This window comes from Microbispora sp. ZYX-F-249, assembly GCF_039649665.1.
GTDB lineage: Bacteria > Actinomycetota > Actinomycetes > Streptosporangiales > Streptosporangiaceae > Microbispora > Microbispora maris.
The window spans coordinates 83,387-97,983 of the sequence record NZ_JBDJAW010000011.1 but is presented as its reverse complement, the minus strand read 5'-3'; the positions used below and the strand labels follow the sequence as shown (position 1 = coordinate 97,983).

The following is a 14,597-nucleotide window of genomic DNA, read 5'->3' as shown; positions in this document are numbered from 1 at the left end:
GCGGATGGGTGGGGAACGGATCGGCCGGACGGGGCAGTCCGGGGCCGAACTGCTGGCCGCGGCCCGTTCCGGCGACGGCGACGCCTTCGGGCGCCTGGTCGGGCCGTTGCGGGACGAGCTGCGCGCGCACTGCTACCGCATGCTGGGATCGGTTCACGACGCGGAGGACGTCGTCCAGGACACGCTGGACCGGGCATGGCGCGCTCTGCCACGGTTCCGGGAACACGAGGGGGACCGCGGGTCCGTACGGCCCTGGCTGTACGCGATCGCCACGAACAGGGCGCTGACGCTCATCGAGCGGCGTGGGCGGCGCGAGCTGCCCGCCGACCTGAGCCCGGGAGGCGTACCTCCGGCCGAGGCGGCGTGGGTCGAGCCGTTCCCGGACCGGCTGATGAGCTGGACCGCGGAGCTGGGCCCGGAGGCCCGCGTCGTGGCGCGGGAGAGCGTGGAGCTGGCCTTCGTCGCCGCGCTGCAGCACCTGCCCGCTCGGCAGCGGGCCGTGCTGCTGCTGCGCGACGTCCTCGGCTACGGCGCCGGCGAGGTCGCCGGCCTGCTGGAGACGACCGTCGCCGCGGTCAACAGCGCGCTGCAGCGGGCCCGCGGCACGCTCGGCCGCCTGGTCCCGCCCGCCACCCAGCAGCGGACACTCGGGCTGCTCGGCGAACCGGCGTGGCGGGGGACGGCCCGGCGCTACGCCGCCGCCTGGGAGGCCGCGGACGTGGACGCCATCGTGGCGATGCTGACCGAGGACGCGAAGTACTCGATGCCGCCGCTTCCGGCCTGGTTCCACGGGCACGACGGCATCCGCGGCTTCCTGCTGGAGACGGCCGGGAGCCGGCGCTGGCGCTTCCTGCCGGCGCGGGCGAACGGGCAGGTCGCGTTCGGCACCTACCTGTGGGACGACGACCGCGGCGTGTACGCGGCCGCCGGCCTGGACCTGCTCGCGCTGCGCGGACCGCTGATCGCCGAGGTGGTCTCGTTCCTGGACGCCCACCTGCCGGCCTTCGGCCTGCCGGCGGAACTCACGCGGGCGGATGTGGCCGCCGACCGATGAGTTCGCCGGTTGCCGGGGGTTGTAGGCGGTGACAGCCGACGACCCGGAAGGACCGAGCCAGATGACCGACGACCACGAGCGGATCCGCGACCTGATCGAGCGCTGGGCCGAGGCGGTCCACCGCGGCGACATCGACGGAGTCGTCGCCGGCCACGCGGCCGACATCGTGATGTTCGACGTGCCGCCGCCGTACGAGGGCGTACGCGGCCTGGACGCCTACCGCGAGACGTGGCCGCCCTTCTTCGCCTGGCAGGCACGGGGCGCCTGCTTCGAGATCGATTCGCTGGACGTGACCGCGGGGGAGGACGTCGCGTTCGCCCACGCCCTGCTGCGCTGCGGCGGCCCCGAGGAACTCGCGGCCGACCCGCGGATGCGCCTGCGGCTGACGCTCGGCCTGCGCAGGCAGGACGGCCACTGGATGATCACCCATGAGCACCACTCGTTCCCGTACGTCGAGCCGGGCGCCGATTCGGGCACGGCCGAGGATTCGGAAACGGCAGAGGAGGAGGTGCGCGAACTGCACCGCCGGTGGTTCGCCGGCACCGCCGAAGGGGACCTGGACGGCCTCATGACCGGAATCGCCGGGGACGTCGTCTCCTACGAGCACGACGGGCCGCTGCAGCACCGCGGCGTCGAGGCGGTGCGCGAGGTCTGCGCGCGCGGCCTCGACGCCGCCGAGGCCGGCGTGAGCTGGGACGTCCCCGACCTCGAGATCCTGGCCAGGCGGGACCTGGCGGTCGCGTGGGGGCTCAACCGCATCCGGGTGGAGCAGACCGGCGGCGAGAGCGCCGAGATGTGGTCACGCGGGACCCGCGTGTTCGAACGGCGGGACGGCGCGTGGGTGATGATCCACCAGCACCTCTCCTTCCCGTGCGATCCGGGCACCGGCGAGGCCGCGACCGACCTGCGTCCGTAGTGCGGCGTGCACCGATTCAAGGGGCCCGGGTCTCGCGGAAGGCATCGGCGTGGGCGTCCGCCCATTGTTCGAAGGTGCGGGGTGGGCGTCCGGTCACCTCGCGCACAGTGGGGTGGACGCGCGACTCGTCCAGCGTGCCGTCGGCGAAGAACCGGAAGAACGCGTCGACGTACTGCGCGGGCATCTGCGCCTCCATCTCGGCCCGGGCCTCGGCGTCGGTCAGGCCTTCGCAACGCAGATCCCTGCCGAGCACCCTGGCGAGGACGGCCACCTGGTCGGCGGGCAGCAGCGCCCGCGGGCCGGTCACTTCGTGGATCAGGCCGTCGTGCCCGTCGTCCAGCAGCGCCCGGGCCGCCACGGCGGCGATGTCGAAGGGATCGACGGCGGCGGTGCGCACGAAGGCGAACGGCACGCGCACCACGTCGCCGGCCTCGAGTTGAGGCAGCCAGCGCAGGGCGTTGGACATGAACGACCTTGGCCTCAGGAGGGTCCAGGGCAGGCCGGACGCCCGCACGGCCCGCTCGGAGAGGGTCATGTAGCGGGAGACGGCGTTGGTCATGTCCTCCAGCGCGGCCGATCCGCCCGTCAGCAGCACGACCCGCTCCACCCCGGCCCGGCGGGCGCGGGCCAGCAGGCCGGGCATGTCTTCGTAGCCCGGCAGGAGGAACACACGCCGGACACCGTCGAACGCCTCGGTCAGGCTCTCCGGCCGGTTGAGGTCGCCGCCGACGGGCTCCGCGTCAGGGGGCAGGGCGGCGTCCCCGGGGTTCCGGACGAGCGCCCGGACCCGTTCACCCGCCCCGAGCAGCGCCTCGACCAGTTCCGAGCCCACGTTGCCGGTCGCGCCGGTCACCAGGATCATTCACTTCTCCGTTCGCCTGCGGTGGGCGGCCTACGCGGCCCGGATGAGTCCGGCCGCCAAGGCGATGAGCGCGGCCGCGAGGAGCAGGGCGCCGGTCCGCGTGAGCGCGGTGCCGTACGAGCCCCGGCCCTCCTCGCCGACACCTAGGTGCAGGAAGAACCCGCCCGACTGGGCCAGCACTCCGGCGAGCAGGGCGGCGCCGCACAGCCATTCCAGGCCGTCGGTGAAACCGGCGCGGGGCAGATACAGCAGATAGACGAGTGAGAGCACCAGGAGCACACCCGCGTGCGCGTGGCCGGCGCGGAAGAAGCGCTCGCGGAGGGCTCCGAGCCGGTCCCGGTCGGTGGTGATGAACCGCAGCAGCGCGTGCCCGCCGAACTCGACGGTGACGATCGACAGGATCGCGACGATCGGCAGGACTTCGGTGGGCTCCATCAGCGAGTCCCGGCGCCTGCGAGGGCCGCCCGTCGCGGCGTGGGGTTGCCCGTCTTTCCCATGACATCTCCTGCTCACAAGACGGCAGAGCCGCGGCACGCGACGGACGCCGTTCGGTGGATCTTGGTTCACCGAAATCGTGGCAGAAGGCCGGAGAAGGCCGTCAGTGCCTCAGTAACCCGGTCGATGTGCATTTCGCATAGCCGCCCGGGGCGCCGCGGCGGCCCGGGCGGCGGGGCGTCACCATCGGGAGCCTGCCCGCTCGTCGCGGAGCCCCGGCTAGATCCAGCCGGAATCCGTGGCGATCCGGATGGCGTCGACCCGGTTGCGGGCCCCCAGCTTGGCGACCGCTGAGGTGAGGTAGTTGCGCACCGTGCCGTAGGTCAGGAAGAGCCGCTCGGCGATCTCGGCGGGCTGCGCGCCCGTGGCCGACATGCGCAGCACCTCCGTCTCGCGCCGGCTGAGCGGGCTTTCCGGCGCCTCCAGTGCGACCAGCGCCAGCGACGGGTCCACCGCTCGTCCCCCCGCCGCGACGGTCCTGATCGCCGCGGCGAGCTCGGCCGGCCGGATGTCCTTCGGCACGAAACCCGCGACCTGGACGCCCAGCGCCCTGCGCAGGGCACCCGGTTTGGTCAGCGCCGTCAGGATCAGGACGGCGCAATCGGGCAGCGCCCTTCGCAACTCGGCCGCCGCGGCCACGCCGTCCAGCCCCGGCAGGTCGATGTCGATCACGGCCACGTCGGGCCGGTGCTCCAGCGCCGCGGGTACGATCTCCAGGCCGGAGACGACCCCCGCCACCACCTCGATGTCGTCGTGCAACGACAGCAGCTCGATCAGCGCTTCGCGGAGGATGTGCATGTCCTCCGCGATGAGGACGCGAATCACACGCATCACCCTTCCGGCCCGCGAACGGACGGCCTCGACCCCCGTCCGATGGACACCGATCATGCCAGCGGTCTCACGTCCGGGAGAGCCGCCTGCCCGAGACCGGATGGAGGCCCTCCGGGCCGCCATCGGGTTCGGCCGGTGCCGGAAACTCGGCGAGCATCTCGAAGCTGTCATCGGCCCGGTGTCCGGCCGTCACCCGTCCGCTGGTCCGCGCCGCGATGCTGTGGAGCCCGGTGCCGCGCCGTTCCTGCCGCTCCGATCCCTCCCGTACGGCGGCTCCGTCGTTGACCATCCGCAGCCGTACGCCACCCGCCGTGCCCGACACGGTGATCTCGCAGGTGCGGGCCTGACTGTGGCGCAGGACGTTGGTGACGCCTTCTCGCAGCACGGTGGCCAGCGCGGTGTCGACCGCCGCGGGAAGCGGGCCCGTCTCGACGCGCACCACCGCGTCGATCCCGGCGCTCGCCAGCACCTCGCGGGCGGCGTCGATCTCACTGCTCAGCCGCAGCTCCACCCGGTCGCCGGTGATGGAGCCGAGCTCCACCACGGCCCGTTCGACCAGTGACCCGAGTGCGGCGATCTCGGTTTCGGCCCTTGCGGGGTCGGTGCCGAGCAGGTGTTCGGCGACCTCGCCCTTGAGGGCGACCGCCGACAGGCTGTAGCCCAGGATGTCGTGCAGGTCGCCGGCGATCCGCACGCGTTCGCGGCGCACCGCCGCCTCGGCCAGCTCGTGCCGGGTCCGCTCCAGCACGGTGAGCAGTCCGCTCAGCCGCCCGAGGCAGTACACCAGCCACATGATCATGACATGGCCGCCGAAGTTGGCCAGGGCGGCGGGGATGTCGTCGATGAACAGGTAGTCGCGGTCGATCCGGTGCAGGAACCAGGCGAGGTGCCCGCCCAGGACGACCCCGACGATCGCCCAGGAGCGCGGCGGCCGCACGTTGAGCAGCAGCTTGCCCGTGAAGATGCTCAGCAGGCGGTCCCAGGCGTCGGGGACGACGGGCAGGGGCAGCAGGATCAGCAGGCTCTGCGCGACCAGCCGCGCCCGCGACCGCGGGAGCACCTGGAGGACCACGATGACGGTGAGCAGGACGGCGGCGAGGGCGAAGGCCGTCCAGTCGCCGGGGCGGACGTAGGCCAGGCTCTTCAGGACGAGCAGGCACTGGATGACCAGGACCGCGAGCAGAACACGCCGCGCCAGCCGTGGCGACTCGGCCGGCGGCGAGATCGTCCCGAGGGCGTCGGCGCGGTAGGCGCCGGCCGTGGCGCGCACCTCCGCCAGGGTGCGCCGCGCGAGTTCGATCCCTTCCCGGAGGGAGTGCCGTGCCTCGCCCGGCTCCTGCCGGGCAGCTGTCCGCATCCGGAACGCGATCGCCTGGAGCTTTCCGCCGAGCAGGTGCCGCAGCTCTCCGTCCAGCCGCAGCCGTTCCCTCGACAGGGCCGTCCGGGCCAGTTCCTCGCGCGTCCGGTGAAGTCTCGTGACGGCCATGACGAGCCTGGACAGGCCGAAGACGATGAGACCGTCGTCCGCCGTGGCGATCATGTACCCGAGGCCGGCCTGGACCTCCTGTCCGGGAGCGGCGTCGTAGCCGAGGAGGAGGACCGACGCGCCGGCCGCGGTCACGGTGAGGACGAACATCGGCCAGGCGATCCGTGTGGGGAGCGCGCACAGCGCGGCGGCGGCCACGGTCCACGGCATCCAGTCCCAGGACTCCCCGGCGAACGGGAACGGCAGGAAGTAGAGCAGCATCACGGCGGCGAAGAGCCCGTATCGGACGGCCGGCCTCCAGCACCACAGCGACAGCGCGATGAGCGGCGGGTAGGACGCCATCGGGAGCAGCACCCCGAGCAGATCGGCGCCGCCGTCCAGCGCGCTGAACGCACGGATGTAGACGAGGATGCCGAACGAGGCCCACAACATGGCCCTGGCCAGCCGGAGCGGAAGGTCGTCCGCGGTTCGCCCCACTCGCCGGGACCCTTCCGTGAACCGTGCGAAATGCACATCTGGCCGATGACGGGGACACTACCAGCCGCGTTTCCCCCGATGTCATGATCCCGTACGTCACGCGGCGGGTCCTGCGAAAGAGAGCCCGGACCTGCCGCGGCCCGAGATCGTGTAGGCAGGGCGGCCGCACCACGTCGCCTGCCGGCCCCCGCAGCCCACGGAGACACCCATGCTGAAGAGTCTGTCCCTGTCCGTCGTCTCGGCCGCGGCCGTACTGGCCCTGACCGGCGCGCCGGCCGCCCCGTCGGCGCCGGCCGCCGCGACGGCCGCGCGGACCCGGAGCGCAGCCGCCGACCCGCTCGGGCCGGGGCCTTTCCATCGCCGGCTCGACCCGCTGGCCGGCACGTGGAAGGCCACCAAGTACAACTACCTTCTCGGCGGGGACGGCAAGCCGGTCGTCTCCCGCGACATCACGGTCAAGACGCGATGGATCGCCAAGACGGGCGGCCGGTTCCTGGAGGAGGAGGCCGAAGGCGTCCTGGGCGGCCACCCCTACTACCGGCTGGGAATCCTCGGCTTCTCCACCATCGACCGGCGTTACGAGTGGACCACCTTCGACAGCGTCACCCCCACCGCGATGACCTATCGCGGCCCCGCTCTCGCCGAGATCGGCAATGTGCTGTCGCTGCCCGGCACGTTCACCGACCCCGGCGTGCTCGGCCCGGAGTACGCCGGGAAGACCATCCCGATGCGCACGGTGATCACCATCAGGTCGGACGACCGGCACACCTTCGATTTGTACTTCACCCCGCCCGGCCGGCCCGAACGGCTGGTCGACCGCGTCGTCTACACCCGCAAGACCAAGTAGGCCCGCCGGCGGGGCCGGGACCGGCCTGCGTCCCCGGTCAGATGTCGAGCTGCCACTGGTACCAGGTGTCGAAGACCTCGAAGCCCATCGCCTCGTTGATCGCCAGCATGTGCGGGTTCGCCACGGAGTTCCACGTGATCACACGCTCGACGGACGGCTCGCAGGCGCGGAACCAGGTGAGGTTGGCGAGCTTGAGCACCAGGCCGAGCCGCCGGCCCCGATGCGGGGCGAGGACCGTGGTCACGTCCTGGCGGGCCCAGCCCTCCGGCCGCTCGGCGTCCACCACCAGCTGGGTGAACCCCGCCGGTTCTCCGCTGGCCGTATGCCGGGCGATCATCGTGTAGGTCCGCTGGCCCGCCCGCGCGAGCATCTCCTCGCGGGCGCGCACGCGGTCGGCCGTCCACCGCTGCTCCTCCACGGCGAGGTCGCCCAGCGGCTCGTCGTTCATGCCCTCCGCCAGGCGGGCGATGTCGCCGAGCAGGTCGTCGGGGGTCGGCCCGGCCCACCGTTCGAGCGAGTAGCCGGTGGCGTGCCGTACGGCCCGGGCCCGGAGGAGTTCGAGGCCGGACCGGTCGGCCGTGCGCAGGTCGAGCACCAGCCGGGTCTCGGTGGAGGCCGGGGAGAATCCGCGGGCCTTGGCGAAAGCCGTGCCCGGCCCGTCCGCGGGCGCCTCGGCGATCAGCACGCGTCTGCCCTCGTCGCGAGCCCGGCCGATCGCGTGGTCGAGCAGCATGCCGCCGACGCCCTCGCGCCGCCGCAGCGGATGCGTCATCAGCCGGAGCAGGGCGAGGTGGGTGTTGTCGTCCTGCGGGAAGTGGAGGATGTGGCCGCCGACGACCTGGCCGCCGACGACCTGATCACCGCCGGTCCGGGTGCCGTCGGTCCGGGTGCCGTCGTCCTGCCCGGCGTCGCACGCCGCCCACGCCTCGGCCCGCTCGCCGCCCGCCCCGCTCCGGACGCTCGCCGAGAAGTGCCGCCACGACATCGCGGGACCCGGTTCGTCGCAGGCCCGGGAAACGGCGTACAGACCGGCCAGAGGGGAGTGGCCCGCCGGGCCGCCGGGGTCGTCTTCCTCCTGCGCCGCGGGGACGACGCGCATCGTGTGCATGCCGACAAGAATTTCGCACACCCTGTCAGGGACGCGACTCATTTTCACATCGTGGAACCGCGGCGGTGAGGGGGGTCTACTGCATGTAGTTCTCGACCTCGTTGACCGGCCGGGGGGAGGCGTAGTCGGGGTCCTCGCCCGCGTCGCGCCGGGCGCGGCGCTGGCGCAGCAGGTCCCAGCAGCGGTCGAGCTGCTCTTCCAGCGAGGAGATCCTGTCGTGCTCCTCCTCGGAGGTCAGCTCGCCCGCGACCAGCCGTTCACGCAGGGAGTGCTCCTCGTCGACCAGCTCGCTGATCTGCTTGAGGATGTCGTTGTCCTTCATGCGGCCTCCTTCGCGTCACGGCTCACCCTAACCCGGTGGTCCGTCTCGGAATGTGATCGGGTGTCTGTTCCTCCGGAGGGCGTCTGCTAGTCTGCTTGGCATGCTGCGCGGACTCCTTCTTATCCGCCGCGGCGAGGGCCTGTAAGAGGCCGGCTCCCTCGCCGCGGTGCGAGAGGCATGCGCGTCGGCCGCCCTGGTTTCTTCCAACGGCGCCCCTTTCCAATGATCGACGGCAACGTCGTGTCCGGGGCTCGCCGTGCGCCCGACGAGGAGCAATCATGAATGAGCAGCAGCCGAGCCCGATGCCGTTCCATCGCTACACGCCGTTCGAGCCCGTACGGCTGACCGACCGCACCTGGCCCGACAAGGTCATCACCAAGGCGCCCCGCTGGTGCGCGGTGGACCTGCGCGACGGCAACCAGGCCCTGATCGACCCGATGGACGCCGACCGCAAGCTGAAGATGTTCGACCTGCTGGTCCGGCTGGGCTACAAGGAGATCGAGGTCGGCTTCCCGGCCGCGTCGCAGACGGACTACGACTTCGTCCGCCAGATCATCGAAGAGGAGCGCATCCCCTCCGACGTGGTCATCCAGGTGCTGACGCAGGCCAGGCCCGAGCTGATCGAGCGGACCTTCGAGTCGCTGCGCGGCGCGCGCCAGGCGATCGTCCACCTGTACAACTCCACCTCCACCCTCCAGCGCCGGGTCGTTTTCGGCCAGGACAGGGACGGCATCACCGCCATCGCCGTCGAGGGCGCCAAGCTGTGCAAGAAGCTGGCGGCCCAGATGGAGGGCACGGAGATCTACTTCCAGTACTCGCCCGAGTCCTTCACCGGCACCGAGCTGGAGTACGCCGTCGAGGTCTGCAACGCCGTCAACGACGTGTGGCAGCCCACCCCCGACCGCAAGGTGATCGTCAACCTGCCGGCGACGGTCGAGATGGCCACCCCCAACGTGTACGCCGACCAGATCGAGTGGATGCACCGCAATCTGGCGTACCGGGACTCGATCGTGCTGTCCCTGCACCCGCACAACGACCGCGGGACCGCCGTCGCCGCCGCCGAGCTGGGCTACATGGCCGGCGCCGACCGCATCGAGGGCTGCCTGTTCGGCAACGGCGAGCGGACCGGCAACGTCTGCCTGGTGACGCTGGGCATGAACCTGTTCTCCCAGGGCGTCGACCCGGAGATCGACTTGTCGGACATGGACGAGATCCGGCGGGTGGTCGAACACTGCAACCAGCTGCCTGTCCACCCTCGCCACCCGTGGGGCGGCGAGCTGGTCTACACGGCCTTCTCCGGCTCCCACCAGGACGCCATCAAGAAGGGCCTGGAGCACCTGGAGCGCGACGCGGCCGCCGCCGGCGTGCCGGTCGACGAGTTCGCCTGGGCCGTGCCGTACCTGCCGATCGACCCCAAGGACATCGGCCGCACGTACGAGGCCGTGATCCGGGTCAACAGCCAGTCGGGCAAGGGCGGCGTCGCCTACATCATGAAGGCCGACCACCAGCTCGACCTGCCGCGCCGCCTGCAGATCGAGTTCTCCCGCGTCATCCAGGCCCGTACGGACGCCGAGGGCGGCGAGGTCACCGCCGCCGAGATGTGGGAGCGGTTCTCCGACGAGTACCTGCCCAACCCGGCGAGCCCGTGGGGGCGGCTGGGCCTGCTGGCCCACCGGCACACCTCCACCGTGGACGACAAGGACGCGATCAGCGCCGACGTGCGGGTCGACGGCCAGATCCGGGAGATCGAGGGCGTCGGCAACGGCCCCATCTCGGCCTTCTGCGACGCTCTGGAGAACATCGGGGTGCCGGTGCGGGTCCTCGACTACACCGAGCACGCGATGAGCGCGGGCGCCGACGCCAAGGCCGCGTCGTACGTGGAGTGCGAGGTCGGCGGGCCGGAGGGCACGCAGGTCCTGTGGGGCGTCGGCATCGACGCGAACACGACGACCGCCTCGCTCAAGGCCATCATCTCCGCCGTCAACCGGGCCACCCGCCACTGACGTCCCCCCGATTCTCGCGGTGACGCGGAATGACCTGCGCCGTCACTGCCCATGACCTTGCACAAAATCGCAAGCGTATGTCCTGACCGGCCCATAAGGCCGTCGTGATCACGCGAAAGGCGGCAACCGGGAGATCCCCGACTGCCGCCTTTCGCATGTCTCGTGATCGACGGCGACGTCAGGATTCACCGTCGCGGGCACAATGGATCATGCAAAGACGTATGCCCCTCATTTATGAGTTAGGACATTCTGCGCATGAGGCGATTATTTGCAGTATTTGGCGCCGCGGCTGTGGCCTGCGCTCTGCCGGCCCCCGTCTCGGCGGCAGCGGCCCCCGCCTCGGCGGCAGCGGCCCCCGCCTCGGCGGCAACGGCCGCCGGCGATCCCGTGGCCGCGGTACGGCGGCTCCTGTCCGCCCAGCTCACCGTCAAGGTCGTCGAGTGGGGAGACGTCCAGCTGGGTTCGCGCTCGCGGCTGATCAACAACACGGCCAACACCTTTCAGTACGACTTCGAACGCGCGGGGTCGATCCAGTTCGGGCGCAGGGGACCCATCGCGTCCGACCTGAGCAGGCGCCTGCGGTTCACACGTGACGACTCCTCGGCCCTCGTGAAGAAGGACGCCGCCGACGGCGATCCCGTGGCCAGGAGCCTCCTGGTCCAGACCCGGCCGCACCGTTCTGTGAGCGTCAACGGCAAGCTCTACACCACCGGGCCCCTGTACGCGCCCGCGTTGCCGAAGGGGAAGACCTGGGCCCTGCGCGGCGCGATCCCGAACGGCGGCGCCTTCACCGATCAGGCCGTCGACGTCTTCGAGCCCCGGACGCTGACAAAGCTGCTGTCCGACACCTATATCAAAAAGCGCTCCGGCTTCAAGGACAGCACCGGCCGGATCCACGAGAACACGATGCTCTACAAGGGGAAAATCACCTTCGCCGACCTGTACGCCGTCTCGCCCACTTTCCGGACGCTTATCGGGCGCAAGCCCGACGCCACCCTCGCTCCCGCCCTCGTGTGGTGGTGGTTGTGGACCGACAAGGACGGCACGCCCATGATGGTCGATTCCATCTGGGACACCTGGATCAAAGGCGGGGCGGGCCGGCCTCACGCCAGGGGAGCGGCGAGAACCGAATACCTCGCCTGGCGACCCCACGTGACGATCAAGCCGCCCAGGTCGTCTCTGGTGGCCAAGGTCGAGGGCCCGGCCGGCGGGCTGCCCGAAATCGACGACGTGGGCGAGGCCCTCCGGGACCGGCGGGATTAGTCGCGTCTTCGGCGGACTCTCGCCGGCCGAGCCCTGTCATCGCCGTACGCGGGAGCCGGGCCGGAGCCGAGACCGCCTCACCCCTGAGACGGTCGTTCCGGCCCAGCGCAAGGCCGCGGGGCCGGAGCGTTTCGCGGGCTGATATGTTTCACGGGTAAAACACCTGCGAACGATTCGGGGATCATGAGGCCGGGCAAGCGATTTCGGCGGCTGCCGTTGCGAGGAGTGTTCAGCGTCGGCGGGCTGGGGGACGTCTGGCACAAGCAGGCGCTCAGCGCGGTCGTCGCGCTCGCCGTGCCGGACGCGGTCCTCCTCCTGCTGGACCGTCTGGACCTGGCCGTGTACACCTCCGCCGGCGCCCTGTGCGCCCTCTACGCGCACGGCCTGCCGTACCGGGTCAGGGCGCGCACCCTGCTCGGCGTGGCTGCGGGCATGGTCGCCAGCGTGGGCGTCGCGCTCACCGCGGCCGGTCTCACCGGGTCGGCTCCCGTCCTGGTCGTCGTGGCGGCGCTGCTCGCCGCCGCGCACAAGGTGGCGTGCGACGCCGCCCGGATCGGCCCGCCGGGCAACCTGATCTTCACGTTCATCGGCGCGACCTGCACGTTCCTGCCGCAGCGGCTCGGGGACATCCCCGTCCATCTCGCGCTCGTCGCGGCGGCGGCGGCGCTCGCCTGGCTCGTCTGCATGGCTCCCGCGCTCGTCCGTCCCGAAGGGCCGCAGCGCACGGCCGTCGCCCGGGCGCTGGAGGCCGCCGTCCGGCTCGCCCGCGCGGAGGGGCCGGCGGCCACCCGCGCCCGGCACGACGCGGCGGCGGCGGTGAACGCGGCCTGGCACACGCTGCTCCCGTCGCCCGCGGGCCCGGGCAGGCACACGCTCGAACGTCTCCTGGCCCGGGTGGAGGCGTCCCTCCCGGCCGTGCCCCGTGACGAGGCGGGCCTGTTCGCGAGCTGGGCCGCGGACCTGCGCCGCAACCGGCCGGTGCCCGAAGTGAGCCTCGGCGAGGCGGGGGCCGCCGGGCTCGCCGGCATCGTGCTGGAGCGGGCGGCGCCGGCCGCACCGGGCCTGCTGCGCATGTTCCACCCCGCCTCCCCGCTGTTCCCGATCGGCGTACGCGTCGCCGTCGGGTCCGCCCTCGCCGGGCTGGTCTCGCTGGCCGCCGGAGTCGGTCACCCGTACTGGGCGGTGGTCACGGCCGCGGCGGTCTTCCAGGCCAACGCCACACTGTCGTGGCAGCGGGCCCTGCAGCGCGCCCTCGGAAACGTGGTCGGCCTGCTCGTCTTCACGGCGCTGCTGCCGGTCAGCCGTACGGGCGCGCTCGCCCTGGTCCTGCTCACGCTGGCCCTCCAGTTCTGCACCGAGGCGCTGATGACCCGCAACTACTGGCTGGGCACGGTGTGCGTGACGCCGATGGCCCTCCTCCTCACCGAACTGCCCGGATATCAGCCGGCGTGGCCGCTGGTCCGCGACCGCTGGCTGGACACGGCCGTGGGCGTCGTGGCGGGACTGCTCGGCTGCCTGCTGGTGACCAACCGCCGCAGCGCGGGGCGGATCGACGCGGCGCTGCGGCGCGTGGCCGCCGCCCAGGCGGCGGTCCGGCACCTTCTCGCCCGTGATCCCGGTGAGCCGGGGGAGACGGCGCGGGTGAGGGGCGCGCTCGTCGACGCGTCGGTGGAGCTGCGCCGGGCCGCCGACGTCGCCGCCGGCGAGTGGTGGCAGCGCGCGTTGCCGGAGGAGCAGGTCGCCCGGGCCGAGCAGGAGGGGCACCGCCTGCTGGCGAGGCTGGCCGTACGGGATCGGGATAGAGTCGGCTGCGAACGGACCCAGGGCTGAGGGATCGGGGCGTGGAGGACATCGCCGGCGAGGCGCCAGAGAGCGTCGCAGAGGACGTCGTCGCGCAGGTGATGCGCCAGTGGCGGCGGGTCCACCCCGAGCTGGACACCGCGCCGATCGCCGTTATCGGCCGCCTCACCCGGTGTGTCCTGCTGCTGCAGCAGGCCGGTGACGCGCCCCTCCGGGAGTACGGGCTCACCCGGCCGGAGTTCGACGTCCTCGCCGCGCTGCGGAGGCTGGACCGGGAGCTCACCCCGGGCCGGATCGCCAGGGAGACCTTCGCCTCGGGCGCGGCCGTCACCAAGCGGCTGCGGGTCCTGGAGGAGCGCGGCCTCGTGCGCCGCCGCCCCGACGACCGAGACCGGCGGGTCTCCCACCTCGCGCTCACCGACGAGGGCCGTACGCTCACCGACCGGCTGCTGCCCCGGCAGCTCGGCTACGAGAGCGATCTCCTGGCGGCGCTGGGCGCCGACCGGCAGCGGGAGCTCGGAGACCTCCTCGGCGAGTTGCTGCTCCTCCTGGAAGGACGCCTCGGCGCCCGTCAGTTCTGACCCTCGCCCGGCTTACCCGAACCGTCAGCGGCCGCCGGAGAGCTGCCCGGCCTCTTGTGGAGTTCGGCGCTGGGCTTGTTGAGCACGACGACGGTGACCTTCTTGCCGCGCGTGCCGAGCGTGAAGGGCACGTCGGGCGAAGGTGAGCGCGTACGGGGCGATGAGGGTGAGCGTGCCGAGCGTGAAGGGCACGTCGGGCAGGCCGGGGACCGGGAGCGAGGACGGCAGGCCGCCCTTGTTCCCCACGGTGGGCACGGCCAGACCGGCGCCCGGGGTGACGGCGGTGAGGATCGCGATGGACACCAGCGGGGCGGGCACCACCTTGGTGATCCTCGCAACAGGACCATCACCACCAGGCCGAAGGCGACCAGCGGGTGGACCACTATCGGCACGGCGGTCAGCTCGGGCACCTGGGCCATGCAGATGAGGATGGCCAGGGCGTTGACGAATCCGACCATCACGCTGCGCGGCACGAACCGCATCAGCCGGGCCACGCCGAGCGCGCCGAGCACGACCTGGAACAGGCCGCCGAGGATGACGGTGGCGATCACG

The 14,597-nt window shown here is 72.0% G+C and carries 14 protein-coding genes; 7 read left to right on the top strand and 7 right to left on the bottom strand.

What is annotated here, in order from left to right; all coding sequences use genetic code 11:
• Positions 1-4 precede the first annotated feature (4 nt).
• Positions 5-1,054: a sigma-70 family RNA polymerase sigma factor gene (locus tag AAH991_RS15685; RefSeq protein ID WP_346226547.1), complete on the top strand. Its 1,050-nt coding sequence runs from the start codon at positions 5-7 to the stop codon at positions 1,052-1,054.
• 61 nt (positions 1,055-1,115) lie between these two features.
• Positions 1,116-1,970 carry a YybH family protein gene (locus tag AAH991_RS15680; protein WP_346226546.1) on the top strand — a complete coding sequence of 285 codons (855 nt, stop codon included), beginning with the start codon at positions 1,116-1,118 and terminating at the stop codon, positions 1,968-1,970.
• Between the two features lie 16 nt (positions 1,971-1,986).
• Here AAH991_RS15680 and AAH991_RS15675 read toward each other — a convergent pair whose 3' ends face one another.
• The 4 genes from AAH991_RS15675 to AAH991_RS15660 form a co-directional block, all read right to left on the bottom strand.
• A complete protein-coding gene (locus tag AAH991_RS15675; protein WP_346226545.1) occupies positions 1,987-2,832 on the bottom strand; it encodes an NAD(P)H-binding protein in 846 nt (281 codons plus the stop codon).
• A 30-nt stretch (positions 2,833-2,862) separates the two neighbouring features.
• Positions 2,863-3,267 carry a hypothetical protein gene (locus AAH991_RS15670; RefSeq protein ID WP_346226544.1) on the bottom strand — a complete coding sequence of 135 codons (405 nt, stop codon included), beginning with the start codon at positions 3,265-3,267 and terminating at the stop codon, positions 2,863-2,865.
• Positions 3,268-3,546: 279 nt separating this feature from the next.
• Positions 3,547-4,152 (bottom strand): response regulator transcription factor, encoded by a 606-nt coding sequence (locus AAH991_RS15665; RefSeq protein ID WP_346226543.1) that lies wholly within the window; start codon positions 4,150-4,152, stop codon positions 3,547-3,549.
• Positions 4,153-4,225: 73 nt separating this feature from the next.
• Positions 4,226-6,121, bottom strand: coding sequence for a sensor histidine kinase (locus tag AAH991_RS15660; protein ID WP_346226542.1), 1,896 nt, complete (start codon positions 6,119-6,121; stop codon positions 4,226-4,228).
• 208 nt (positions 6,122-6,329) lie between these two features.
• On the opposite strand from AAH991_RS15660, the gene AAH991_RS15655 reads away from it, so the two are divergent.
• Entirely contained in the window at positions 6,330-6,968 is a 639-nt protein-coding gene (locus tag AAH991_RS15655) for a DUF1579 family protein (RefSeq protein ID WP_346226541.1), read from the top strand.
• Between the two features lie 37 nt (positions 6,969-7,005).
• Here AAH991_RS15655 and AAH991_RS15650 read toward each other — a convergent pair whose 3' ends face one another.
• A complete protein-coding gene (locus AAH991_RS15650) occupies positions 7,006-8,076 on the bottom strand; it encodes a GNAT family N-acetyltransferase (protein ID WP_346226540.1) in 1,071 nt (356 codons plus the stop codon).
• A gap of 76 nt (positions 8,077-8,152) precedes the next feature.
• On the bottom strand, positions 8,153-8,398 hold the full coding sequence (locus tag AAH991_RS15645) for a DUF2630 family protein (RefSeq protein WP_346226539.1): 246 nt from the start codon (positions 8,396-8,398) through the stop codon (positions 8,153-8,155).
• A 278-nt stretch (positions 8,399-8,676) separates the two neighbouring features.
• Between AAH991_RS15645 and leuA the strand changes: the two genes are divergently transcribed.
• The 4 genes from leuA to AAH991_RS15625 all read left to right on the top strand — a co-directional run bounded on the left by leuA (position 8,677) and on the right by AAH991_RS15625 (position 14,045).
• Positions 8,677-10,401 (top strand): 2-isopropylmalate synthase, encoded by a 1,725-nt coding sequence (gene leuA / locus AAH991_RS15640; RefSeq protein WP_428833990.1) that lies wholly within the window; start codon positions 8,677-8,679, stop codon positions 10,399-10,401.
• Positions 10,402-10,788: 387 nt separating this feature from the next.
• Complete coding sequence (locus AAH991_RS15635) at positions 10,789-11,664, top strand: hypothetical protein (RefSeq protein WP_346226538.1); 876 nt, start codon at positions 10,789-10,791, stop codon at positions 11,662-11,664.
• 225 nt (positions 11,665-11,889) lie between these two features.
• Positions 11,890-13,494, top strand: coding sequence for an FUSC family protein (locus AAH991_RS15630; protein ID WP_346226537.1), 1,605 nt, complete (start codon positions 11,890-11,892; stop codon positions 13,492-13,494).
• A gap of 11 nt (positions 13,495-13,505) precedes the next feature.
• Positions 13,506-14,045, top strand: coding sequence for a MarR family winged helix-turn-helix transcriptional regulator (locus tag AAH991_RS15625; RefSeq protein ID WP_346226536.1), 540 nt, complete (start codon positions 13,506-13,508; stop codon positions 14,043-14,045).
• Here the strand turns inward: AAH991_RS15625 and AAH991_RS15620 are convergent.
• Entirely contained in the window at positions 14,036-14,596 is a 561-nt protein-coding gene (locus AAH991_RS15620; protein WP_346226535.1) for a SulP family inorganic anion transporter, read from the bottom strand. The genes AAH991_RS15625 and AAH991_RS15620 overlap by 10 nt on opposite strands.
• Between the last annotated feature and the right edge of the window lies 1 nt (position 14,597).

Coding starts and splice junctions, on each gene's coding strand:
- AAH991_RS15680 (WP_346226546.1), top strand. CDS start 1,116: ATGACCGACGACCACGAGCGGATCCGCGACCTGATCGAGCGCTGGGCC.
- leuA (WP_428833990.1), top strand. CDS start 8,677: ATGAATGAGCAGCAGCCGAGCCCGATGCCGTTCCATCGCTACACGCCG.
- AAH991_RS15670 (WP_346226544.1), bottom strand. CDS start 3,267: ATGGAGCCCACCGAAGTCCTGCCGATCGTCGCGATCCTGTCGATCGTC.
- AAH991_RS15655 (WP_346226541.1), top strand. CDS start 6,330: ATGCTGAAGAGTCTGTCCCTGTCCGTCGTCTCGGCCGCGGCCGTACTG.
- AAH991_RS15645 (WP_346226539.1), bottom strand. CDS start 8,398: ATGAAGGACAACGACATCCTCAAGCAGATCAGCGAGCTGGTCGACGAG.
- AAH991_RS15685 (WP_346226547.1), top strand. CDS start 5: ATGGGTGGGGAACGGATCGGCCGGACGGGGCAGTCCGGGGCCGAACTG.
- AAH991_RS15650 (WP_346226540.1), bottom strand. CDS start 8,076: ATGCACACGATGCGCGTCGTCCCCGCGGCGCAGGAGGAAGACGACCCC.
- AAH991_RS15675 (WP_346226545.1), bottom strand. CDS start 2,832: ATGATCCTGGTGACCGGCGCGACCGGCAACGTGGGCTCGGAACTGGTC.